24 protein-coding genes are annotated in these 23,395 nt (G+C 73.0%); 19 read left to right on the top strand and 5 right to left on the bottom strand.

The features are described from left to right. The 7 genes from ICW40_RS17765 to ICW40_RS17735 all read left to right on the top strand — a co-directional run. A partial coding sequence (locus tag ICW40_RS17765; RefSeq protein WP_221655336.1) for an Ig-like domain-containing protein occupies window positions 1-3,107 on the top strand: 3,107 nt, incomplete at its 5' end. Between the two features lie 149 nt (window positions 3,108-3,256). Continuing rightward, entirely contained in the window at window positions 3,257-4,270 is a 1,014-nt protein-coding gene (locus ICW40_RS17760) for a Bug family tripartite tricarboxylate transporter substrate binding protein (protein ID WP_221655335.1), read from the top strand. Between the two features lie 32 nt (window positions 4,271-4,302). Beyond that, the gene (locus ICW40_RS17755; protein WP_221655334.1) at window positions 4,303-4,821 is read left to right on the top strand and encodes a tripartite tricarboxylate transporter TctB family protein; all 519 of its coding nucleotides are present in this window, start codon (window positions 4,303-4,305) and stop codon (window positions 4,819-4,821) included. A gap of 16 nt (window positions 4,822-4,837) precedes the next feature. Beyond that, window positions 4,838-6,364: a tripartite tricarboxylate transporter permease gene (locus ICW40_RS17750; RefSeq protein WP_221655333.1), complete on the top strand. Its 1,527-nt coding sequence runs from the start codon at window positions 4,838-4,840 to the stop codon at window positions 6,362-6,364. Next, window positions 6,361-6,762, top strand: coding sequence for a universal stress protein (locus tag ICW40_RS17745; RefSeq protein ID WP_221655332.1), 402 nt, complete (start codon window positions 6,361-6,363; stop codon window positions 6,760-6,762). Before ICW40_RS17750 ends, ICW40_RS17745 begins: the two co-directional genes overlap by 4 nt. Window positions 6,763-6,870: 108 nt before the next feature. Continuing rightward, window positions 6,871-7,089, top strand: coding sequence for a hypothetical protein (locus ICW40_RS17740; protein WP_221655331.1), 219 nt, complete (start codon window positions 6,871-6,873; stop codon window positions 7,087-7,089). Between the two features lie 4 nt (window positions 7,090-7,093). After that, complete coding sequence (locus ICW40_RS17735; protein ID WP_221655330.1) at window positions 7,094-7,798, top strand: DsbA family oxidoreductase; 705 nt, start codon at window positions 7,094-7,096, stop codon at window positions 7,796-7,798. Between the two features lie 172 nt (window positions 7,799-7,970). Here ICW40_RS17735 and ICW40_RS17730 read toward each other — a convergent pair whose 3' ends face one another. The 5 genes from ICW40_RS17730 to ICW40_RS17710 are packed head-to-tail and all read right to left on the bottom strand — an operon-like array spanning window position 7,971 to window position 12,606. After that, window positions 7,971-9,305: an EAL and HDOD domain-containing protein gene (locus tag ICW40_RS17730; RefSeq protein ID WP_221655329.1), complete on the bottom strand. Its 1,335-nt coding sequence runs from the start codon at window positions 9,303-9,305 to the stop codon at window positions 7,971-7,973. Next, a complete protein-coding gene (locus ICW40_RS17725) occupies window positions 9,302-9,799 on the bottom strand; it encodes a flagellar assembly protein FliW (RefSeq protein WP_221655328.1) in 498 nt (165 codons plus the stop codon). Before ICW40_RS17725 ends, ICW40_RS17730 begins: the two co-directional genes overlap by 4 nt. Next, window positions 9,796-10,683, bottom strand: coding sequence for a flagellar hook-associated protein FlgL (gene flgL / locus ICW40_RS17720; protein ID WP_221655327.1), 888 nt, complete (start codon window positions 10,681-10,683; stop codon window positions 9,796-9,798). Before flgL ends, ICW40_RS17725 begins: the two co-directional genes overlap by 4 nt. 2 nt (window positions 10,684-10,685) lie before the next feature. Then, window positions 10,686-12,122, bottom strand: coding sequence for a flagellar hook-associated protein FlgK (gene flgK, locus ICW40_RS17715; protein WP_221655326.1), 1,437 nt, complete (start codon window positions 12,120-12,122; stop codon window positions 10,686-10,688). A 4-nt stretch (window positions 12,123-12,126) separates the two neighbouring features. After that, a complete protein-coding gene (locus tag ICW40_RS17710; protein ID WP_221655325.1) occupies window positions 12,127-12,606 on the bottom strand; it encodes a flagellar protein FlgN in 480 nt (159 codons plus the stop codon). A 335-nt stretch (window positions 12,607-12,941) separates the two neighbouring features. Here ICW40_RS17710 and ICW40_RS17705 point away from each other — a divergent pair, with 335 nt between their 5' ends. The 12 genes from ICW40_RS17705 to ICW40_RS17650 all read left to right on the top strand — a co-directional run. After that, complete coding sequence (locus ICW40_RS17705) at window positions 12,942-13,826, top strand: sigma-70 family RNA polymerase sigma factor (RefSeq protein ID WP_221655324.1); 885 nt, start codon at window positions 12,942-12,944, stop codon at window positions 13,824-13,826. A 153-nt stretch (window positions 13,827-13,979) separates the two neighbouring features. After that, a complete protein-coding gene (locus tag ICW40_RS17700; protein ID WP_221655323.1) occupies window positions 13,980-15,539 on the top strand; it encodes a glycosyltransferase family 2 protein in 1,560 nt (519 codons plus the stop codon). 138 nt (window positions 15,540-15,677) lie between these two features. Beyond that, window positions 15,678-16,850 carry a flagellin N-terminal helical domain-containing protein gene (locus tag ICW40_RS17695; protein WP_221655322.1) on the top strand — a complete coding sequence of 391 codons (1,173 nt, stop codon included), beginning with the start codon at window positions 15,678-15,680 and terminating at the stop codon, window positions 16,848-16,850. 143 nt (window positions 16,851-16,993) lie between these two features. Further along, window positions 16,994-18,385, top strand: coding sequence for a flagellar filament capping protein FliD (gene fliD / locus ICW40_RS17690; RefSeq protein WP_221655321.1), 1,392 nt, complete (start codon window positions 16,994-16,996; stop codon window positions 18,383-18,385). Between the two features lie 10 nt (window positions 18,386-18,395). Next, window positions 18,396-18,866, top strand: coding sequence for a flagellar export chaperone FliS (gene fliS / locus ICW40_RS17685; protein ID WP_221655320.1), 471 nt, complete (start codon window positions 18,396-18,398; stop codon window positions 18,864-18,866). Between the two features lie 10 nt (window positions 18,867-18,876). Beyond that, window positions 18,877-19,242, top strand: a complete 366-nt coding sequence (locus tag ICW40_RS17680) for a hypothetical protein (RefSeq protein ID WP_260459407.1) — start codon at window positions 18,877-18,879, stop codon at window positions 19,240-19,242. Window positions 19,243-19,551: 309 nt separating this feature from the next. Beyond that, window positions 19,552-19,887 carry a flagellar basal body rod protein FlgB gene (locus ICW40_RS17675; protein WP_221655319.1) on the top strand — a complete coding sequence of 112 codons (336 nt, stop codon included), beginning with the start codon at window positions 19,552-19,554 and terminating at the stop codon, window positions 19,885-19,887. Beyond that, a complete protein-coding gene (gene flgC, locus ICW40_RS17670; protein WP_221655318.1) occupies window positions 19,887-20,285 on the top strand; it encodes a flagellar basal body rod protein FlgC in 399 nt (132 codons plus the stop codon). Before ICW40_RS17675 ends, flgC begins: the two co-directional genes overlap by 1 nt. Then, on the top strand, window positions 20,285-20,623 hold the full coding sequence (gene fliE, locus ICW40_RS17665) for a flagellar hook-basal body complex protein FliE (RefSeq protein WP_221655317.1): 339 nt from the start codon (window positions 20,285-20,287) through the stop codon (window positions 20,621-20,623). Before flgC ends, fliE begins: the two co-directional genes overlap by 1 nt. Further along, window positions 20,623-22,200, top strand: coding sequence for a flagellar basal-body MS-ring/collar protein FliF (gene fliF, locus ICW40_RS17660; RefSeq protein ID WP_221655316.1), 1,578 nt, complete (start codon window positions 20,623-20,625; stop codon window positions 22,198-22,200). The genes fliE and fliF overlap by 1 nt, the downstream gene beginning before the upstream one ends. Continuing rightward, a complete protein-coding gene (gene fliG / locus ICW40_RS17655) occupies window positions 22,200-23,213 on the top strand; it encodes a flagellar motor switch protein FliG (RefSeq protein ID WP_221655315.1) in 1,014 nt (337 codons plus the stop codon). Before fliF ends, fliG begins: the two co-directional genes overlap by 1 nt. Then, on the top strand, window positions 23,203-23,395 hold a 193-nt coding region (locus ICW40_RS17650), incomplete at its 3' end, for a hypothetical protein (protein WP_374199181.1). The genes fliG and ICW40_RS17650, both read left to right, overlap by 11 nt.

Here is a 23,395-nt window from a genome sequence, read left to right as displayed (position 1 = left end):
GCGCGGTCCCGGCGGTGGGCGGTTCCGCCACGGTGCCGCTCGCGGGCGTCGCCGGCGTCCCGACCTCGGGCGTGCGCGCGGTCTGGCTGTCGGTCCAGGCCCTCGGGCGCGGCGCGGGCGCCGTGTCCTTCGCCGGCTCGAGCCTCGGCGCCGCCGGGGGTTCGGCCGCCCGCTTCTCGACGAGCTGGTCGACGAGCCTCGTGCTCGCACCGCTCGACGCCGAGGGCGACCTCACCTACGCCGTCACGGGCTCCGCGACGTCGGACCTCAGCATCGCCGTCGTCGGCTGGGTCGCCGAGGGCGGCGTGGCCGCCTCGGGCGGCCTGGTGCCGGCCGTCGCGGGCGACGTCGCCGTGACGTCGTCGCTGCTCGGGCTCCACCACCTCGAGGTCGCCGGCCCCGGCATCCCGTCCGCCGTCTCGGGTGTCGTCGTCCGCGCCACCGTCAGCACCGGCGCGCTGGGCGGCTCGTTCCGCGCGGCCGACTCGCTGCTGCAGATCCTCTTCGCGGCCGACGCCACCGTGCCGCTGCCGGCGCGCGCGACGACGACGCTCACGACCGTCCTCCCGGTGGACCGCTCGGGCGGCACGTTCATCTCCGTGCCGCTCGGCGCCCGGCTGACGTCGCTCGTGACGCTCGGCTACGAGACCGGCCCGGTCGCGACGTCGGCCGACACGGTCGCGCCCACCCTCACGATCGAGTCGCCCACCGAGGGTGCGGTCGTCGAGCAGGCGCTCACGCCCGAGATCACGGTGTCGGGCACCGTCGCCGACGCCGGGTCGGGCGTGCGCGGCGTGACCGTCACCGCGGACGGCGTCGACCTCGGCGCCGCCGTCGTGCGGGGCACGAGCACGCCGACGCAGGCGTGGGACCTCACCACCCCGGTCCCGGCCGGGACGCACACGCTCTCCGTCGTCGCGACGGACTGGGCCGGCCGCACGACGACGGCCACGCGGTCGTTCACGGTCGCGGCAGCGGCGCCCGAGGAGGTCGTCGTCGCACCCGACGCCGAGGTCCTCAGCCCGGCCGAGCGCGACGCGATCACGTCCGTCGAGACGGACGCGTTCACCGTCGCCGGCACGACGACGCTGCGCGCGGGCGACGTCGTCGTGAGCGACGCGACCGACGTCGCACCGGACGGCCTGCTGCGCCGGATCACGGCCGTCGAGCGCGGCACGGCCTCGACCGTGGTGCGCACCGAGCCGGCCGTGATCACTGACGCGCTCGTCCAGGCGGATATCCACCTGCAGGACGTGCCGCTCGACGGGTCGGTGGTCGTCACCGACGAGCAGGGCGGCAGCACCGCGCGCCGCGCCGCACGGTCCGGCGTCGTCCTGGACCGCTCCTTCACGATCCTCTCGCCCGCGCTCAAGAACGAGGACGGGACGGCGCAGGTCCAGGTCAAGGCGAACGCCGGCTTCACGCTGACGATCGACCTCGAGATCAGCATGCACCTCGGCTGGGGCGGGCTGTCGGGCGAGCTGGAGCGGTTCCGCTTCCTCGTCGACACCGACCACTCCCTCGAGGTGCAGGCCCAGCTCTCGACGCCGTCGCTCGAGAAGAAGCTGACGCGCGACCTGACCTCGATCTCGCTCGGCCGCGTGGTCGTCATGGCGGGCCCGGTGCCGATCCTGTTCAGCGCCTCCGTCAACCCCGAGGCCTTCGCCACGTTCAAGGCGAGCGCCGCGTTCGTGACGACCTACACGGTCGGCGTCACGACCTCCACCGGCATGGAGTACGTCGACGGGGCGTGGCAGGAGATCAACGAGACGTCGTTCAGCGCGGAGCCGACGGTCGAGATCCGGGCGACCGCCTCGGTGTCGGCCGGCCTCGAGCTCCAGCTCAGCGTCAAGGTGTACGAGCTCGCCGGGCCGTACGTCACGATGAAGGTCGGCCCGACGGTCACCGCGACCCTCAAGCTCCTCGAACGCACGACGACGATCGCGCTCGACCTGGTCTTCGCCCTCGCCGTCGGCGTCCACCTCGACGTGCTGGGCCACACCCTCGCCGAGGCGAACGTGAACCTCGGGGAGCTCCGGGAGCACCTCGCCGAGTGGGTCTTCCCCTGGGACGGTGAGCCGGGTGGCGGTGACCCGGGTGACGGGGAGCCCGGTGGCGGCGACCCGGGTGACGGCGAGCCCGGCGGTGGTGACCCGGGCGACGGTGAGCCGGGCGACGGCGACCCGGGCGACGGCGGGCCCGGCGGCGGGTCGGGCTTCGGGCTCGTGGACACGGGTCTCGCCTCGTGCCTCCCGAGCTACGTCGAGCAGACGCTGCGGAGCCCGGTGACCTACCTCGGCCTGACCGAGGACGAGCTGGGGCGTCGGTACGCGGTCAGCTCGCAGGTCGCCTCCACGCTCAGCGACGAGGACATCAGCGCCTGGGCCGCCGTCATGGTGCGGATGCCCGGCCGGTCGACCGACGAGCGCGTCATCGTCTCCTGGGACCGCGACCCCGAGGGCTGGTGGAACCAGAACCACCCCGAGATCTACTCGGAGGAGGGGTACAACCAGGCGCACAACGGCGCGAGCGACACGTGGTTCGTGAACATGAACAGCATGCAGGAGAACTCGCTGCTGGACGGCTACACGGAGTTCACGGTCTACCTCGGCAGCCTGGAGGTCCCGTCGATGGAGATCTGGGTCGAGCTCGACACCCGGCGCCAGATCCCGAACCCGAACGAGGACATCTGCGGCGCGGGTCCGGGCCAGAAGATCGCCGACGGTCGGCCGTGGGAGCAGGGCCTGCACTGGGACCTGCAGGTCAACAAGGTCCAGCTGTCGCTCGAGTCGTCGCTGCTGCCGGCCGGGACGGCGTCGGTCGGCGCGTCGTGCACGGTCACGGCGAACGGCGGCGCCGACTGGCCGCTGGTCGGCGAGACGACGACGACCGAGATGATCCAGGTCGACCACTACGAGCGCTGGACGCACCGCTTCGGGTGGGGCGGCCGGACGGTCGACGCGTACGTGGGCTGGATCGGGATCGAGTCCTACACCGAGCGCACGTGCGAGGCGGTCGCGTACGACGCGGACGGCGCGGTGCTCGAGGTCTTCCCCGTGGTGGGCGGCGCGTTCTCGACGCCGAACCTCGAGCCGCAGATCACCTGACCCAGGTCGTGACCGGGGGGCCGCCCCCGGTCACGGCCGCGCCGGGCCGCCGCCTCCGTGTCCCGCACATCGGAGGACGCCGGCCTCGTGGGGGTGTGCTTTGGCGCCCGACCGAGGACGATGGGTGCAGGCACGAGGAGGTGCTCCGCATGGGGCCTGCCGGTTCACGTACGCGCGGTGCGCGCGGCCGCACGACGCGCACGGTCCTCGCCGCGGTGCTCGTGGCCCTGCTCCCGCTCACCGCGTGCGGCGTCACGCGTGGGGACGACGGGGGCGAGAACCGCCGGCTGCGCATGATGGTCCCCAACTCCCCGGGCGGTGGCTACGACCAGACGGGTCGCGCGGCGACCCGGGTGATGGAGACGGCCGAGCTCACCGGGCGGTTCGAGGTCAGCAACGTCATCGGCGCGAGCGGGACGGTCGCGATGCAGCGGCTCGTCAACGAGCGCGGCGCCGAGGACCTCCTCATGACCATGGGGCTCGGCGTCGTCGGCGCGACGTACACGAACGGCTCGGACGCACGCGTGAGCGACGCGACCCCGATCGCCCAGCTCATCGAGGAGCAGGAGGGCCTCATCGTGCCCGCCGACTCGCCGTTCGAGACCGTCGAGGACCTCGTCGAGGCGTGGACCGCGGACCCCGGGAGCGTGCGCGTCGGCGGCGGCTCGGCCCCCGGCGGCCCCGACCACCTGTTCCCCATGCAGCTCGCCGACGCGGTCGGCGTCGACCCGACGCAGGTCAACTACATCGTCTACGACGGCGGCGGCCCGCTGACGACGGCGTTGCTCGGCGCCAAGATCGACGTCGGCACGTCCGGGCTCGGCGAGTTCGAGGGTCAGCTGGCCGACGGCTCGCTGCGCGTGCTCGCCGTCTCGGGCGAGGAGCGGCTCGACGGGGTGGACGCGCCGACGCTCGTCGAGTCCGGGATCGACCTGGTCTTCACCAACTGGCGCGGCGTGCTCGCACCGCCCGGCATCCCCGACGAGGTGCGCGACGAGCACATCGCGCTGCTCGAGGAGATGCACGCGACCCAGGAGTGGAAGGACGCGCTCGAGGCCAACGGGTGGGTGGACGCGTTCCGCACAGGCGACGAGTTCGGGCAGTTCCTCGTGGAGCAGGACGAGCGCGTGGCGGCCACCCTCGACGACCTCGGACTGCTGTGAGCACCGCGGGCGGGGCGGCCACGCCCTCCGGCGTGATCGCGCCGGAGGGCACGGCGACGCGCGTCGACCCCGGACCCGACCGCGCGCAGTACGGCCTCGCGGCGGTGCTGGCCGTCATCGGCGCGTGGACCGTCGTCGACTCCGCCGGCCTCGGGCCGGGCTTCGCCGACCAGGCCGTACGGCCGGCCGCGTTCGGGTACGTCATCGGGTCCGCCCTCGTCCTGCTCGCCGTGCTGCTGGCGGTCGCGACCGCACGCGGCGACCGGGCGGAGGGCGAGGCCGGCGAGGACGTCGACCTCGACCGGGGGACCGACTGGCGGACCCTCGCCGGGCTCGCCGGCGTGCTCGTCGCGACGGTCGCGCTGATCGACTGGCTCGGCTGGGCCGTCGTCGGCGCGCTGCTCTTCGCGGGCGCCGCGACCGTGCTCGGCAACCGGCACTGGGTGCGCAACCTCCTCATCGGCGCCGTGCTCTCGGTCGCGTCCTGGTACGGGTTCTACGTCGGGCTCGGCATCCCCATCCCCCCGGGCGTCCTGGACGGGGTCCTCTGATGGTGGGGGCCGGGTGATGGAGGCGCTGCTCGAGGGTCTCGGCATGGCGCTGCAGCCGGAGAACCTGGTCTACGCGGTGGTGGGCGTGCTGCTCGGCACGGCGGTCGGCGTGCTGCCCGGCATCGGTCCGGCGATGACGGTCGCGCTGCTGCTGCCCGTGACGTACAACGTGTCGCCGAGCGCCGCGCTGATCATGTTCGCGGGCATCTACTACGGCGGCATGTACGGCGGCTCGACCACGTCGATCCTGCTCAACACGCCTGGGGAGTCGTCGTCGGTCATCACGGCCCTCGAGGGCAACAAGATGGCGAAGACCGGACGCGCCGCGCAGGCGCTCGCGACGGCCGCGATCGGGTCGTTCGTCGCCGGGACGATCAGCACGGTGCTGCTCGTCGCGCTCGCGCCGACCGTGGCGGAGTGGGTCGTGGTGCTGGGCGCGCCGTCGTACTTCGCGCTGATGGTGCTCGCGCTGATCGCGGTGACGTCCGTGCTCGGCAGCTCCAAGCTGCGGGGGTTCATCTCGCTCGCCCTGGGGCTCACGATCGGCCTCGTCGGGACGGCGACGGGCCAGGCCCGGCTCACCTTCGACAACCCGCTGCTCGCGGACGGCATCGACATCGTCGTCGTCGCGGTCGCGATCTTCGCCGTCGGCGAGGCGCTGTGGGTCGCCGCGCACCTGCGGCGCAGGCCGCTCGAGGTGATCCCCGTCGGGCGTCCGTGGATGGACCGCGAGGACTGGCGGCGGTCGTGGAAGCCGTGGCTGCGCGGGACCGCCTTCGGCTTCCCGTTCGGGGCGCTCCCGGCGGGCGGTGCCGAGATGCCGACGTTCCTGTCCTACATCACCGAGCGCCGCCTGGCGGGACGGCACCGGGCGGAGTTCGGCAAGGGCGCGATCGAGGGGGTCGCGGGCCCGGAGGCCGCCAACAACGCCTCGGCCGCGGGCACGCTGGTACCGCTGCTCGCCATCGGCCTGCCCACGACGGCCACCGCCGCCGTCATCCTCGCCGCGATGCAGGGTTACGGCCTGCAGCCGGGACCGCAGCTGTTCGAGGCGGAGCCCGAGCTCGTGTGGACGTTGCTGGGCAGCCTCTTCGTCGCGAACACGCTGCTGCTCGTCATCAACCTGCCCATGGCGCCGCTGTGGGCGCGGCTGCTGCGCATCCCGCGGCCCTACCTGTACGCGGGCATCCTGTTCTTCGCGGTGCTCGGCGCGTACAGCGTGAACTTCCAGTGGTTCGACGTCGCCCTCCTCGGGCTGTTCGGTGCGCTCGGGTTCGCGATGCGGCGGTTCGGCCTCCCCGTTCTGCCGCTCATCGTCGGCGTCATCCTCGGGCCGCGCCTCGAGGAGCAGCTGGGCCAGGCGCTCCAGCTCTCGCAGGGTGACGTGTCCGCGCTGTGGGGCGAACCCGTCGCCGTCGTGGTCTACGTGGTGATCGCGGCGCTGCTCCTCGGTCCGCTGGTGCTCCGCCTCATCCCGGGGCGGCAGGAGCCGGAGCAGCTGGAGGACGAGATCGGTGCACTCGAGGACGAGGTGAGGTCATGACCGTCGTCGTGGGATGGACCGCCGACGCGAGGGGACGCGCGGCACTGGTGCAGGGCGCGCACGTGGCGCGCCTGCGGGGTCAGGAGCTGGTCGTCGTCAACGCGACGACGGGCACCGCGGTGGTCGACGACCGCTTCGCGGGGGCCTCCGCACTGGAGGAGGTGCGCCGGCTCCTCGCGTCGCTCGGCGTCGATGCCGAGGTGCGCCAGCCGGTCGTCCGGGACGTGACGGAGGCCCTGCTCGAGGTCGCCGACGAGGTCCGGGCGACCGTCCTCGTCATCGGCCTGCGCCACCGGTCGCCCGTCGGGAAGCTGATCATGGGGTCGACGGCGCAGCGCATCCTCCTCGACGCGCGCTGCCCCGTGCTCGCGGTGAAGGCCGAGGAGCCCGCGCGCTGAGGCCCGGCGTGCGGCCGCCGTCCGGTGACCCGGGCGCGCGTCCGCGGTTCGGCGGCCAGGGCTCCGGGTCGGTACGGTCAGGGCAGGCATGCCGAGAGGAGCACGACCATGGATGCGCGCGACGAGCGGCGGGACGACCCGGACCCGTACACGACCCACCCGAACCCGGCCCGCGTGATGATGTTCATCCTGTGCATGGCCCTGGTGCTGGTGGGGTTCTACCTCATGGGCATCAGCTTCGACACGGAGTCGCCGTGGATCTTCACGGCCGGTCTCGTGCTCGCGGGCGGCGCCTTCGGTATCCCGATGCGCGAGAGCCGTTCCTGAGCGCGTGGCGGCCGAGCCCACCGTCCTGACGGTCGACGTCTGGTCCGACATCGCGTGCCCGTGGTGCTTCATCGGCAAGCGGCGGTTCGAGGAGGGCCTGCGCCTCGCGCAGGAGCGGCGCTCGGCCGCCGGTGAGCCACCGCTCGACGTGCGGCTGACCTTCCACTCGTTCGAGCTCGCGCCGGACACGCCCGTCGACTTCGAGGGCACCGAGGTCGACTTCCTCGCGGGCCACAAGGGCCTGCCTGCCGAGCGCGTCGGGGCGATGCTCACGCAGGTCACCGAGATCGCAGCGTCGGTCGGGCTGCGGTACGACTTCGACGCGCTGCGGCACACCAACACCCTCAAGGCACACCAGGTGCTGCACCTCGCGCTCGCGCGCGGGCGGCAGGCCGAGGTCGCCGAGCGGCTCTTCCGCGCGTACTTCGAGGAGGGCCGCCACCTCGGGCACGACGACGAGCTCGCCGTGCTCGCGGCCGAGGCCGGGCTCGACGCGCAGGAGGTCCGCGACGCGCTCGCGGCGGGCACGTACGTGGCCGACGTCGTCGCCGACATGGAGCAGGCGCGCGCCTACGGGATCTCCGGGGTGCCGTTCTTCGTCCTCGACGGGCGCTTCGGCGTCTCGGGTGCGCAGCCGGCGGAGCTCTTCGCGTCGGCGCTCGAGCAGGCGTCCGCCGCGGCCCCCGAGACGGCCCACCACCCCGCCTGACGCGCCCCGCACCGACGCCGCGGCCGAGCGCGGACGTGGCCCGGCCGGTTCTGGCACCGATCCCGCGGTTCGCCCGCGGAATCGGTGCCAAAACTCGGCCTCGCCCGGTTTCGGAACGAAGGCGACGCCTCGGCGTCGTCGGCGTTCCGAAAGTGCGGCTGGGTCAGGTGGGTCAGGCGGGCTCGGTCTCCGGGCTCATGGCGCGGACGGTCTCGAGCGCGTCGGCGAGGCAGCGCATGTACACGGCCGAGACCTCGGCCGGCAGCATGCCCGCCTCGAGCACCCCCGTGGAGTCCTTGCGCTCGTGCGCGCGCACCGCGAGCAGCACGGCGCCGAGCGGCCCCTCACCCTTGACCGCGGCGCGCACCGTCGCGGAGACGCCGACCTTGTCGAGGATCAGGTCCACGGGCAGCGCGAGCTGCGCGGCGAGGGCCGAGAGCATGCCGACCGTGTAGGCGGCGCCGTCTCCGGTGAGCGTCTCGCACGTCAGAGCACGCGCGAGGATGAACCAGAGGCTGTCCATAGCGTCGGGCCGCGCGTCGAGCAGCAGCGACGCGACGAGCGTCGAGACCTCACGCGCGCCCAGGAGCACGACGGCGCGCTGGGTCGTGTCGATCTCGGCGCTCAGCCCGAAGGCGCCGCTGTTGACGAGGTGCAGCAGGCGCAGCGTCAGCACCGGGTCGGTGTCGACCACCTGCGCGACCTCGGCCATGTCGGCGTCGGGCTGCTGGAGCAGGTGCATGATCGCGAGGCACTGGAGCTCACCGGCGCGCAGCACCCGGGCGGGCGGCGCGGGCGGGGCCTCGGTACGGATCGCGTGGCCGCCGTACAGCGCGTCGACGCCGGCCGTGCGGCACTCCTCGACCGTGGCCTGGTCGTGCACGTCGGGTGCGAGCGCGCGGACGCGGGCCGCGTGCAGGCGGTAGACCAGCAGCGACAGCGGCAGCACGGTGCCCACGCGGTCGACGACGGCGTAGCCGACGTGCGGCAGCAGCGCGTCCTGCGCGGGCAGGCCGCGGTAGCCGGTGAGCGCGAGGTCGGCGCCGAGGGCGCGGAGCACGGTTGCGCGCTCGACGGCGTCGTCGCGGTCCTCGAAGCCCGGCGGCAGCTCGAGCACGAGGCGCCCCGGCGCGCTGGGCACCGGCAGGTGGCCGTCGAGCATCGCGGGCGTCGCGGGCAGGAAGGCGTACCGGTCGGCGACGACGTCGGGCAGGTGGAGCGCGAGGTAGTGGTCGTGCGCCTCGGCGGGCGCGGCCACGGGACCGTCGGTGGGCGCGGCCGAGCCGGCCGGACGCTGCGTCGGGATGACCGGCGCGGCGGGCGCAGGGGGCGCGACGGAGACGACGTACCCGACGACCTGCCCGTCGAGCGTGGTCACCGGGTCGCGGTGGATGGTGGGACCGACGGCGCCGCCCAGGCTGGGCGTCGCGTCGACGGGGACGGTGCCGGGGACGGCGGGTCGACGAGGCTCGGCGGGCCGCGGCGTGCCGTGGTCGAGCTGGGTCATGCCGCGATCAGGGGTGCGCGCAGGGGCCAGTCCTCCTCGAGCACGACCTGCAGGGCGCGGCCGTGCACGAGGTCGACGACGACAGGTGCGAGGAGGTTCGCCGTCGGCGACTCGTCGCCACGGCCCGGGTGCACGACGACGAGCAGCACGGCCTCGTCGTCCTGGATCCCGAGCGCGTCGCGCGCCGAGCCGTCGAGGCGCGGGATGTAGTCGGGGAAGTACGCGCGCGGCGGCACGAGGAAGAGCCGGACGGCCGGGTCCTCGGTGCTGCGCAGCGAGAACAGCAGGCCGGCGTCGTCGATCGCCTCGAGCGTGAACCGGCGCAGGTCCCGCAGGCCGGGCGGCGGCGACAGGAACTCGAGCTCCTGCGACGCGGGCGCGGTCGCCGGGAGCGTCGCCGCGGGCGCGGGTGACGTCGGGGCCTCGGCCACGGGGGCTGCGGCGGGTGCTACGGCGGTCTGGGTCGTCATCTCGTCCCTCACGATCACGCTCATCTCAGGAAGTCCATCAGGCTGGGCTGGAGCACGCGGGCCGTGGCCCCGAGGGCGCCCTGGTAGGCGACCTCCTGCATCTGCAGCTCGAGGATGATCTCGGCGAGGTCGATGTCCTCGATCGCCGAGAGCTGGGAGGACAGGTCCATGGTGGTCTTCTTCAGGGTGCTCTGGGCGTCCATGACTTGGTTGTGCCGCGTACCGACGCCGGCGAGCTCGCCGAGCATGGCGTTCATGCGCCCGTCGATCTGGCCCAGCCGGCCGCTGACGTCGACGCCGTTGCGGAGGTCGGTGACGATGTCGTCGATGAGCTTGAAGACCGAGCCGTCGCCGTCACCGAAGGCGGCGGCACCGTCCTGGTCGACGCGCACGGTGTGGTCAGGCCCGAGACGGCGCTCGACCGAGCCGGTCGTGCTGCCCTGCCACGCGTAGTCGCCCGGCGCGAAGACCTGCGACTCGTTCGAGGTGCCGGCGAAGACGAACCGCCCGTTGTAGCGGGTGTTGGCCTGGTCGAGCAGCGAGTCCCGGATGCCGGTGAGCTCGACGGCGATCGCCTCGCGGGCGATCGGGCTCAGCGTGCCGTCGTTCGCACCACGGACGGTCAGGTCACGCGCCTGGCGGAGCGCGGCGACCGAGGTCTGCAGCGCGGTGTCGACCGTGCTGAGCCAGCCGACGCCGTCGTCCGCGTTGCGCGCGAACTGCTCGGCGGCGCGGCGCTCGGCGCGCACCTCCATGGCCTGGCCGGTCCCGCTCGGGTCGTCCGATGGCTTGGTGATGACCTTGCCGCCGGACATGCGCCCCTGCAGCTCGGCCATCCGGCCGAGGTTGACCTGCAGGTTCGCGAGCGTCGTGCGCTGGATGGTCTGCTGCGTCACGCGGTTGATCACGTCTACCTCCCCACCACGCCGGTGCGGTTGATGAGCACGTCGAGCATCTCGTCGATGGCCGTGAGGACGCGGGCCGCACCCTCGTACGCGCGCTGGAACGCGAGCATGTTGACCGACTCCTCGTCGATGTCGACGCTCGCCTGGGACAGCTGCAGGTTCTCCGCGGTGGCCCGCGACGTCTCGCTCACGGTCGCGCGCTGGCCGGCGGACCGGCTCTGCACGCCGAGGTCGACGACGAAGGAGCGCCACAGCTCGTCGGGGCTGCCGGGCTGGGTCGCGAGCTGCGAGATCCGGTCGGCGAGCGAGCCGTCGAAGGCGCCGGCACCGGGAGTGCCCGCGGCGACGCGCGTCGGGTCGGTGATCGCCACGCTGAGGCCGAGAGCGGCCGGGCGTGCGGCGTCGAGCGCGAAGAACTCGCCGCCGGTGTCGTCCGGCGGAGGCGCGAGCGTCGTGCCGCCCCCGTGTGCCGCGTTGACGACGTCGTGCACGCGCTGCGCGACCGCGTTCCACGCGCCCGCGGCCCTGGCGAGGACGCCGCCGGACGAGCCGGGGGCGAGGGTCGCGAGGTGGCCCGCGAGCCGTCCGCCGTCGAGCGGCAGCGCCGTGCCGTCGGCCCAGGTGACACGCACCGGGTCGAGCGCCGCGGGCGGCTCGCCGATCCCGGCGGCCATCGTGAAGGAGCCGGTCACGGCGATCGCGGTCGCGGAGGAGCCGCGCACGAGCGCGTTGCCGCCGACGACGACGTCGAGCGTGCCGTCCTCGCGCTCGCGGGCGGTGGCGCCGACGAGGCCGGACAGCGTCGTGACGAGCTGGCTGCGGCGGTCCATGAGCTCGTTGGCGGAGCCGCCCGAGACGAGCACGGACCGGATCTGGTCGTTGAGCTCCGCGACCGCGGTCGCGGTCGTGTTGACCTCCGTGGCGAGCGTGTGCGCCTCGGTGCGGGTCTGCGTCCACTGGGTCTCGACCGCGCGGTAGCCGTCGGTGACCTGCGTGACGAGCGCGGCCGCGTCGCCCAGGAGGACGTTGCGCGCGGCCGGGTCGTCCGGCGTGTTGCCGACGCCCTGCCAGGCGGCCCAGAACGTGCTCAGCGCCGCACCCGGGCCGGTCGAGCCGGGCTCGGTGACGGTGCTCTCGAGGCGCGCGAGGGCCTGAGCCCGCGTCTGCTGCAGGGCGGCACCCGACGTCGCGGCGCGCAGGCGGGCGTCGAGGAAGGTGTCGTCCATGCGCGTGATGCCGGTGACCCGCACACCGTTCCCGGCGACCGTCTGGTTGGAGAACATCGACGGCGCCGAGAGGGCCGGGATCGCCGACATGTCGGCGCGCTGGCGCGTGTAGCCCGCGGTGTTCGCGTTCGCGATGTTCTGGCCGGCGACGTCGAGCGCCTGGCGCTGGGCGGTGAGGGACGAGAGGGCGGTCGACAGACCGGAGAAGGTGCTCATGCGCTCACAGGGCCTGGTCCAGCAGCACGCTGGACGTCGTCGAGGCGGCAGCGCCGCGCGGGTCGTAGGTCTGCACGCTCTCCTGGAGGCTCATGAGCGTCTCCTGGGTGGCGCGGTGCGACGTCGCGAGGAGGTCGCGGTTGCTCTCCGCGAGGCCGTTGATCTGGTCGGTCAGGGAGACGAAGGCGGCGTGGTGCTCGCTGAGGATCTCGTCCCACGGCGGCGACGCGTGCCGGGCCATCTCGAGCAGGCTCGCGCCCTCGGGGCGGCCGAGCTCGCGTGCGACGGCGTCCGCCTCGGCGGAGCGTCCGAGCTCGGCGGTGCGGATCTGGTCCAGCACCGACTCGACCTCTCGCGTCGCGTGGCCGAGCCACTGCGTGCGCCCGCTGCTGAGGACCAGCTGCTCCTCCTCCAGCTTGAACAGCAGGAGCTCGAGCAGCCGGCGCTCGTGCCACAGCACGGCGGAGAGCGCGTCGAGGCTCATGTGGTCCGTCCTTCTTCCTGTCGTACGCGGTCCGGCGTGCGTCCCACGCGGTCCTGCGCGGCGACGCGGGAGCGCCGTCGGAGGTACTGATCGGCCCGCCGTGGGCCCCTGTGACCTTTTCGAGGCCGCGACTTGGCACGGACGCGCCGTGGAGGCTGTGTGACCTGCGTCACACCTCGCAAGTCGGACTCGTCCGGTGCGGTCCGATTCGTCAGGGGACCGATCCGGACAATGTGAACGCCAACACGGACGTCCCAAGATCGACCTCGAGGGCCCGATCCTTTCACCCACAAGCCGCGCTCAAGACGCTTCTCGGCGGTCCCGAAGGCTTGGAGGTGACCACTGCAGACCAGCTCCAGAACGACCTCGTCGTCGAGAACCTCCCGCTCGTCGGGTACCACGTGAACGCGACCCTCAGCCGGGTCCCGTCCTACGTCTCCCGCTCCGACCTCGCCTCCGCCGGTGCCTTCGCGCTGGTCAAGGCGGCGAAGGCCTACGACGCCAGCACCGGCGTCCCGTTCGCCCGCTACGCCTCGCTCCGCATCAAGGGCGCGCTCATCGACGAGCTGCGCGGCATGGACTGGGTCTCCCGCGGCGCCCGCCGCCGGGCCCGCCGCCTCAGCGAGGTCGCCGACGAGCTGACCGCCACGCTGGGCCGCGCGCCGTCGCGCACCGAGCTCGCCGAGGCGACGGGCATGTCCGTCGACGAGATCGACGCCGCCCGTCACGACGCGGACGTCCGCGTCGTCAGCATCGACGCCTTCGACGGCGTCGTCGCCGACCAGGTCGTCGCCGTGGGCGCCGGCCCGGAGGAGAGCCTCCTCGCGTCCGAGCGCCTGCAGTACCTGCGCGCCGGCGTCGAGGCCCTGCCCGAGCGCATGCGCTACGTCGTCGAGCAGCTCTTCTTCCAGGACCGCCCCGTCGTGGAGCTGGCCGAGGAGCTCGGTGTCACGCAGTCCCGGATCAGCCAGCTCCGCACCGCGGCGCTCGCGATGCTCCGCGACGGCATGAACGCGAGCCTCGACCCCGAGCTCGTGCAGCAGGCGGACCGTCCCGACGGCGTCGCCGAGCGTCGCCGCCAGGCCTACTACGCCGAGGTCGCGGCCCGCGCCGCCACCGTGAGCGCGGTCAGCACCGTCTCGGCTGTTCCCACCCAGCGCACGGGTGGTCACGACCAGTACAGCGCGCCGGTGCGCGAGCGCGAGCTCGCCGTCGGCTGACAGACCGGTCGCAGGGTCACATCTGCCAGACCACGAGGCCCCGGGCTGCCACAGGCGTCCGGGGCCTTGTCATGTCCGGGGACTCATGTCGCCTCCTCGCCGGCCGATTGCCACGGTGCCACCGCTCGGTGGTGCGCACCCCGGAGGACCACCATGACGACCAGCACCGCGAGCATCTCCGCCGTCCTCATCGTGCGGGACGAGCAAGACGTCCTCGAGGCATGCCTCACCTCGCTCGCCTGGGTCGATGAGATCGTCGTCTACGACACCGGCTCGAGCGACCGCACCCTCGAGATCGCTCGCCGCCTGGCGCACACGGTGGTCGAGGGCTACTGGGACCACGACTTCGCGGCCGCTCGGAACCGCGCGATGGCGTACGCGACGGGCGAGTGGGTGCTGTCGGTCGACGCGGACGAGGTGTTCGAGGGCGACGCGCACGCGGTACGGCGACACCTGGGTCGGCACGGCGCGCCGTTGCACTCGGTGATCGTGGACAGCTCGACCGGTGCGGCGCACCTGCCGCTGGCCGGGCTCGACCAGAGCTCCCACCTGGCCACCCCGCGCCTGTTCCGGCGCACGGCGCACGTGTGGCGCGGTCAGATCCACGAGGAGCCGATGCCCGTGATCGCGGGCGCCGAGCGCGTCATCTCGCCCCTTCCCGGCGCAGTGCTCCGCCACAGCGGGTACGCCGGGAGCGCGGAGGAGGTACGGACCAAGGGCGAGCGCAACCTCGAGATCGCACGGGCCCACCTGGCACGCGGGATCTCCGAGGGCGCGGAGCCCGCGGACCTCGAGCTGCGGCGGATTCACGTGGTCCGCTCGTGCGTCATGGCCGGGCACCTGGACGAGGCGTTGGAGCTCGCCGATGCGATGCGTGACGACGGCTTCCTCGTCGAGCGGCACGCCGTCGTGGTAGCTCCTGCCATCGTCGGGGTGGCGGAGGTCCTCCAGGGGCCAGAGGCCGCCAGGCGCTGGTTCACCGTCTGGGAGGCGCACGACCTGAACCCGGCAGCGGCGCGGCTCGCGCGCGCGAAGTTCGAGGCGCGCCGCGGTGACCCGGCCGCCGCGCTCGAGGCGGTCGAGGGCATCCCGACGGTCACGGTCAACGCCCTTGGAGAGCGTTTCGAGCGTGCCGAGGTCGTGAAGATCGAGGTCTGGGCGCTGGCGCGTCTCGGCCGCGGGCGCCGCGCGGTGCAGGTGGCGGCCGCGGCCGCGAGTCGCGGCACCGCCCCGGGGTCCCCTGCGGGCCTGGCCGAGCTCCTCGGCGAGACGCGCTGCCGCGCCGTGATCGGGTCGCTCACGGAGGAGCTGTGGCGGGAGAGCGTCACGGCGGCGCTGATGGACCCTAGCCCGCACGCGCGCACGTTCCTGATGTGGATGCACGACGTGCGCCCCGGCGACGCCACCGTCCTCGCGGCGGTGGCCATGGCTGCGCCGACCCTGTCCCTCGAGGAGGCGACGAAGTGGTCGGTCGCGATGCGGCGGGCGGGTGCCGCAGTCCACTGCCCGCTGATCAGCATCGCCGACGACTCGCACGTCGACCCGCGGCAGCGCGCCCTCGCGGGTGCGCTCGCCTACAGCGTGTACGGCGACGACCGTGGTCTGCGCGGCCTCGAGGCGGCTCTCGCCACGGTGCCGGCCGACGCCGAGGCGGAGCTGCTGGCGCACCTCGAGGTCGTCGCGCCCGGCCTCGTCACGCCTGCGGTGGGCTGAGGTCGAACCGCCGGTCCGTACTGCTCCGTTCGGGTGACTCGACGGAAACCTCTCACGCAGCGAGGCGCCAGGCCGATCAGTTGGTTGCTCGCCCATGGAAGGGCGGCGAAGTCCGACCCGAATCAAGGAGGAGTTCTCATGGGTCTCTCGATCAACCAGAACATCGCGGCAGTCAACAGCTACCGCAACCTGTCCAACACGCAGAACGACCTGAGCAAGTCGCTCGAGAAGCTCTCGTCCGGCTTCCGGATCAACCGCGCGGCGGACGACGCTGCAGGTCTGGCCATCTCCGAGGGCCTGCGCTCGCAGGTCGGCGGCCTGAAGGTTGCCGTGCGCAACGCGCAGGACGGCATCTCCGTCGTGCAGACCGCTGAGGGTGCCCTCACCGAGACGCACGCGATCCTGCAGCGCATGCGTGACCTGTCGGTCCAGGGTGCGTCCACCGGTGGCCTCTCCGAGGACGCCAAGGGCAACATCCAGTCCGAGATGAGCCAGCTGAAGGACGAGCTCACGCGCATCGCGGACACCACGCAGTTCAACGGTGCCAAGCTGCTCGACGGCTCGTACGACGGCAAGTTCCAGGTGGGCGCGAACGTCGGCGAGTCGATCAGCGTCAAGGTCGGCACGGCGATGAGCGCGTCGGGTCTCGGTGTGGCCGGCGTCGACGTGACGCAGGACGCCGTCGGCTCGGCCGCTGCGGCTTCGGTCACCGCTGTCGGGGGCACCACGCCCGTCGCCGGCTCCGTGACGATCGCCGGCAACGCTGCGCTGTCGGAGACCTTCGACAACCTGAGCGGCACGGTCACCTACGGTGGCAAGAGCATCGACCTGTCCACGGTGAAGTTCGAGGCCGGCTCCAGCGCCGCCTCGCGTCTCGCCGACCTGAACACGGCCGTCCAGGCCAAGCTCGGGACGGGTGTCGCGGCTGCTGCCGTCGGCACCACGGGCATCTCGTTCACGGGTACCGCTCCCGCGGCGGACGCCAACACCGAGGCAGTCGCCGCGGCGCAGGTCACGTTCACGCAGGCGACCGGTGCCGACGACGCGATCAAGAAGATCGACGCCGCCATCAAGACGGTCTCGACCACGCGTGCCGACCTCGGTGCCGTGCAGAACCGGTTCGACCACACCATCAAGAACCTCAACGTCGCGGTGGAGAACCTGTCCGCGTCGGAGAGCCGGATCCGCGACACGGACATGGCCTCGGAGATGGTGTCCTTCACCCGGGCGCAGATCCTGTCGCAGGCGGGCACCTCGATGCTCGCGCAGGCCAACCAGATCCCGCAGGGCGTTCTCTCGCTCCTCCGCTGATCCGGGCCGCTCCGGCGGCGCCTGAGGCAGTTCCAGCAGTCCACCGGCCGGGGGGGGGATGACGACCGTCACCCCGCCGCCGGCCGGACCCGTACGTGCCACCGCGTCTCGCGGACGGCCCAACCAGGAAGGAACGGTGCGCGATGGCCACGATGGGCGTCGACGGTCTCGTCTCGGGGCTGAACACCACCGACCTGATCAACAGCCTCATGAAGGTCGAGGCGATCTCGCAGAACGGCCTGAAGACCCAGCAGACGACGGTCAAGAGCCTCGTCAGCGGGTTGCAGGCGCTCAACACGAAGGTCGCCTCACTCGCTCAGACGGCCGCGAAGGTCGCAGAGCCGAAGTCGTGGGACGCCTGGAAGGCGACCACCTCGGAAGCCTCGGTGACCGCGACGACCACGGCGGGCGCGCAGGCGTCCAGCATCAGCTTCAGCGTCGACCGCCTCGCGACGAACCAGGTCACCCTCAGCGCGGTCGTTCCCGACGACGGCTCGCTCGTCCCCACGGTGCCGCCGGCGGTCACCATCGCCAAGGGCGACGGCACGTTCCTCACGGTTCACCCGACGACGGGTTCTCTGGCCGACGTCGCGAAGGCGGTCAACGACGCCTCGGACGCCGGCGTCAAGGCGACGGTCGTCCGCATCACCAATGGCGACACGCCGACCTATCGCCTGCAGTTCACCGGCACGAAGACCGGCGCCGAGAACGACTTCGCCGTCTACGCGGGTAGCGAGGCCGACGTGGCCCCGGGCGCGCGGATCGACACCGCGTCCGTGCGCGAGGCCGTGGACGCCCAGATCACCCTGTGGAAGGGCGCGGGTGACGGCATCGCGAAGGAGGTCACGAGCGGCACGAACACGTTCGGCGAGCTCATGGCCGGCGTGTCCTTCTCCGTCACGAAGGTCAGCGCCGCTGCGGACCCGCCCGTCACGGTGACCGTCGGCCGCGACGAGAAGGCGCTCGAGACACTCGCGTCCGACCTCGTCGCCGGGCTCAACCTCGTCCTCTCCGAGATCGCCTCGCGTACGCGCGTGACCACCACGACCAACACCGACGGCTCGACGTCGGTCACGGGCGGCCTGTTCACCGGCGACAGCGGCGTACGGAACCTCAATCAGCAGCTCGCCACGCTCGGGTCCGACCCCGTCGACGGCAAGTCGCCCTCGGCGGTCGGCATCGTGGTCGGCAAGGACGGCACGTTCACGTTCGACCCCGCGAAGCTCACCGCCGCGCTGACGGCCGACCCGGCTGCGGCGCAGGCGATGATCACGAAGATCGCCGAGCGGCTCGGGACGGCGGCGAAGGCTGCGTCCGAGCCGACGACGGGGAGCCTCAGCCTCAAGATCAAGGGGCAGGAGGACCTGGTCAAGAACATGGGCACGCAGATCGAGAGCTGGGACCGCCGGCTCGAGGTCCGCCGCGCGACGCTCGAGCGCACGTACTCGGCGCTCGAGGTCAGCCTGTCCAACCTCAACTCGCAGTCGAGCTGGCTCGCCGGCCAGCTCGCCTCCCTCCCCAGCTACAGCTCCTGACGAGGTCCTCATGACGTACACCGCGAACTACGCCGCCGTGCGCACCAGGTACGTGGACGACACCGTCGCCACGGCGAGCCCGGCCAAGCTCCTGACGATGCTCTACGACCGCCTGCTGCTCGACCTGCAGCGTGCGGAGAACGAGCAGCGTGCGGCCGACCGTGCCGCGGCGGGCGTGCACCTCACCCACGCCCAGGACATCGTGAGCGAGCTCGCGGCGACCCTCGACGTCTCGGCGTGGGACGGCGCCCAGCAGCTGCTGTCGATCTACACCTTCCTCCTCACGGAGCTGGTCGCCGCGAACGTGTCCGGCGACGCCGACCGCACCGCCTCGTGCCGCGCTCTCGTCGAGCCGCTCGCGGACGCCTGGCACCAGGCCGCCGCCCAGCTCGGCGCGACGCTCGAGCCCGCGCGCCCGGCGTCGTCGGCCGCCTTCAGCGGCGCGGGTGCCGGCTCGTTCGGCGAGCTCGGCGTCGGCTGACGGCCCGGACATGACGACGACCTCGGCCCCGACGACGTCGGCCGCTGCCGCCGCGTCGCCCGCCGCCCCCGTGTGGGGCGTCGCGTGGGAGGCCGCGCTGTCCGAGCTCGAGCTCGACGTCGCGGCCGCCGAGGCGATGCTCTCGCTCGACCACATCGCCGACGCGCCTCCGCGCGACCCGTGGGCACCGCCCACCGCGCTCGGCCCGCTGCCCGCGCCGCTCGTCGACCGCGCGCGCACCCTGCTCGACCGCCAGATCGAGGTCGGCCGCCGTCTCGCCGAGGCCGCCGAGCTGAGCCGCCGGCACAGCCGCGCCGCCCAGGCCCTGCGCCAGGCCGCGCCGTCGGTCCCGGTCTACCTCGACACCCCCGCCTGACCCGACGCACCCGGACGCATCCCGAGACCGCCCGCCCGATCGACCGGTTCTGGAACCGATGCCGCGGCGCGGACGCCGGATCCCTTCCAGAACCGGAGCGGCCGGCTGTGGGCGCCCGTGAGCGGGGTGTCCGGATCGGCACGGATGCGGCCGGTACGGCATCGACCGGCCGGGTGACCTCGAAGAACACGGGACGGAAGTCCTCACACCCGGCCCGCAGGGGCCGATCACCCCCTTGAGCACGGATCGCTCACCCCGCAGGCCATGGATCGGCCGAAACACCCCTCGAACCTTGAGGTGGCTCCGGCTGTGTTCGACTCCGTCTCCTTCGTCGCCATGAACAGTGCGCTCGACGGCCTGTCCCTGCGGCAGCGCGTCATCGCCGACAACATCGCGAACATCCAGACCCCGGGCTTCCGCGCCGGCCGCGTGTCCTTCGAGGACGCGCTGCGCCAGGCGGTCGGTGACGGCTCCGGTGCGGTCACGTCCACGCGCTCCCGCTCGCTCGCGGCGACGCGCCTCGACGGCAACAACGTGAACCTCGACACCGAGACGCTCTCGAACATCGAGACGAACCTCCGCTACCAGCTCGCGACGCGCGCCGTCGACGGCACCTTCAGCAAGCTGCGGACGGCGATGCGCTGATGAGCATCTTCGGAGCCATCGACGTCGCCGGCAGCGGCATGACGACCTACCGCACCTGGCTGGACGCGATCAGCGACAACCTCGCCAACCTCAACACCGTGCGGGGCACGGACGAGGAGGCCTTCCGGGCCCGCTACGTCGTGGCGCAGTCCGTCGAGGGCGGCGACGGCGGCGTCCGCGTCAAGGGCGTCGAGTTCGGCGACGCGGAGGGCCGCCTCGTGTACGAGCCGGGCAACCCGCTCGCCGACGCCGAGGGCTACGTGCGCTACCCCGACATCGACATGTCGAGCCAGATGACCCAGCTGATCATGGCGCAGCGCGGCTACCAGGCGAACGCCGCCGTGGTGGACCGCGCACGCCAGACCTACGAGGCAGCACTGCAGATCGGACGCAACTGATGAGCATCGAGGCGATCGGGGGCATCTCCCCCGCAGGTCTGCTCGGGGCGCTGGCCCCCACGAGCGGTGTCGCTGGGGCGACCGGCCTCACCGGCGCGACGGGCGTCGCGGGCAGCGGTGCCGCGTTCGGCACCACCCTCGCGGGGTCCATCGACTCGCTCCAGGCCATGCAGTCGACGTCGAAGGCGCTCGGCGTCGCGGCCGTGACCGGTGACCTCGACGACGTCCACGACTACACGATCGCCTCGACCCAGGCGTCCGTCGCGCTCGAGCTCACCGCCGCTCTGCGCAACAAGGCCGTCGAGGCGTTCACCGAGGTCATGAGGATGCAGGCCTGATGCCCGCCCAGATCACCGGCCTGCTCGGCCGGCTGCAGAAGAGCGTCCGCGAGTTCAGCCTCGCGCAGCGCACCCTCGCCCTCATCGGCGTCGCGGGCCTCGTGCTCGGTGCCATGGCGCTGTCGACCTGGGCCAGCAAGCCCACGATGTCGCCGCTGTTCACGGGCCTCGCCGCGAGCGACGCGAGCGCGATCGTCGACCAGCTCGAGGCCGAGGGCGTCACGTACGAGCTCGCCGACGGCGGCTCGAGCGTCCTCGTCCCCGCCGACGACGTCTACGCGATGCGCCTCGCCGTCGCGGCGGCCGGCCTGCCGACGGCCTCCGACGGCGCCGGCTACTCGCTCCTCGACGACATGGGCATGACCTCGAGCGAGTTCCAGCAGCAGGTCACCTACCAGCGCGCGCTCGAGGGCGAGCTGTCCAAGACCATCGAGTCGATGAGCGGCGTCGAGGCGGCCACCGTCCGCCTCGCGATCCCCGAGGAGACGGTCTTCGTCTCCGAGACCGCGGACCCGACGGCGTCCGTCTTCGTCCGCACGCAGGCCGGCGGCGCGCTCGACAGCGACAAGGTCCAGTCGATCGTCCACCTCGTCTCCGCCGGCATCGAGGGCATGTCGCCCACCGACGTCGCCGTGATCGACGCGGACGGCAAGGTGCTCTCCGCCGTCGGCGGCGCCCAGCAGGGCGGCCTCCAGGGCAGCCAGACCGCGGAGTACGAGGCCCGTGTCGCGGGCAACGTGCAGACGATGCTCGAGCGCGTCGTCGGCGTGGGCAACGCGGTCGTGACCGTGACCGCCGACCTCGACTACGACCAGCTGGCCCGCACGTCCGAGACGTACACGCCCGCCGAGGGCGCACCGCCGCTCTCCGCCGCGACGAGCGCCGAGTCCTACACGGGCGGCGCCGAGCCGGCGACGGGCGTGCTCGGCCCCGACGGCACGCCGCAGCCGGCGACCGACGGCACGGGCGAGTACAGCAAGGAGAGCTCGACCGTGAACAACGCGGTCAACAAGGTCACCGAGCAGGTCACGTCGACGCCCGGCGCCGTGCGCCGCCAGTCCGTGTCCGTGGTGGTCTCGGCCGACTCCGGTGCGGCGCTCGACATGGCCGACCTCCAGGAGACGGTCGTGGCCGCCGCCGGCATCGACGCGACCCGGGGCGACGTCGTCTCGGTGTCCCGGATGGCGTTCGACACGACGACGGCCGAAGCCGCGCAGGAGGCGCTCGCCGCTGCCGACGCCGACGCGAAGGCCGCCGCTCAGGCCGACCTCATCAAGCAGGCCGCGATCGGCGCGGCCGTGCTGCTGCTGCTCGTCGCGGCGAGCATCGTCATGGCCCGCCGCAGCAAGCGGGCGCGTCGCGAGGCGATCGACCTCGGCGCGATCGAGCTGGTCGAGGCCGCGCAGCGCGAGGTCATCGAGCCCGCGCCGACGCCCGCCTTCGCGCTGCCCCCCGCCGAGGACCCCGCCAAGGCGGCCCTCGCGGCCAAGCGCGACGACGTCATGGCGCTCGCGGCGGACCAGCCGGCCGAGGTGGCCGAGGTCCTCCGCGGCTGGCTCGTGGGCGGACGCCGCTGATGACGACGCAGGTGCTCACGGGCCGCCAGAAGGCCGCCCTCATGCTCATCCAGCTCGGCAAGGAGCAGGCCGCGCGCGTCATGGCGCAGTTCGACGACACCGAGATCGAGGAGCTCACCGCGGAGATCGCGCGCCTCGAGCGCGTCGACTCGGCCGTGGCCGACGGCGTCCTCGAGGAGTTCCACGCCGCGTCCCACGCGGGCACCGGCGCGTCGAGCCGCGGCGGCCTCGGCCTCGCCCAGCAGCTGCTGGAGGCCTCCGTCGGGCGCGAGCGCGCCGCGGGGATGCTCGAGCGCCTCGCGACGTCGCTCCAGGGCCAGCCCTTCGAGTTCCTCCAGTACGCCGACGCGCGTCAGGTGGTCTCGCTGCTCAGCGGCGAGCACCCCCAGACGGTCGCGCTCGTCCTCGCGCACCTGCGCGCCGAGCACGCCTCCGCGATCATGGCCGGCCTGCCGGGCGCCGTGCAGGCCGACGTCGCGCACCGGATCGCGCTCATGGAGCGCGCCTCGCCCGACGTCGTCCAGCTCGTCGCCGAGAGCCTGCAGCGCAAGGCCTCGGCCGTGCTGACGCCCCAGGAGCTCTCGGCCGTCGGCGGCGTCCAGCCGCTCGTCGAGATCATCAACCGCGCCGACCCGACCACGGAGAAGGCCATCCTCGAGGGCCTCGAGTCCCGGGACCAGGCGCTCGCGGAGGAGGTCCGCAGCCGGATGTTCGTCTTCGGCGACATCGTGCTGCTCGAGGACCGCGCCATCCAGCTCGTCATGCGCGGCGTCGAGATGTCCTCGCTCGCGACGGCGCTCAAGGGCGTCGCCGACGAGGTGCGCGACAAGATCCTGCGCAACCTGTCCGAGCGTGCGGCCGAGAACCTGGCCGAGGAGATCGAGCTGCTCGGCCCGGTGCGCCTGTCCATGGTCGAGGAGGCCCGTGCCGCCGTCGTCCAGGTGATCCGCCGCCTCGAGGAGAGCGGTCAGATCGTCATCCGCCGCGAGGGCGAGGACGAGTATGTCGCCTGAGGCCACCGTCGCCGTGGCCTCCGAGGCCACCACCGACGCCACCACGACCGACGCGATGCGTCCCGCCTTCCGCCCGGTCGCGCTGCCCGCCGTCGCGAGCCAGGCCCGTTCCGACGAGTCCGAGCGCGCCCGCACCGCCGGGTACGCGGCCGGCTGGGCGGCCGGCGCGCGCGCCGCCGCGC

Source organism: Actinotalea ferrariae, from assembly GCF_019733465.1.
GTDB classification, from domain to species: domain Bacteria; phylum Actinomycetota; class Actinomycetes; order Actinomycetales; family Cellulomonadaceae; genus Actinotalea; species Actinotalea ferrariae_A.
The sequence above is the reverse complement of the archived record's forward strand: the minus strand, read 5'-3'. Positions and strand labels throughout refer to the sequence as shown.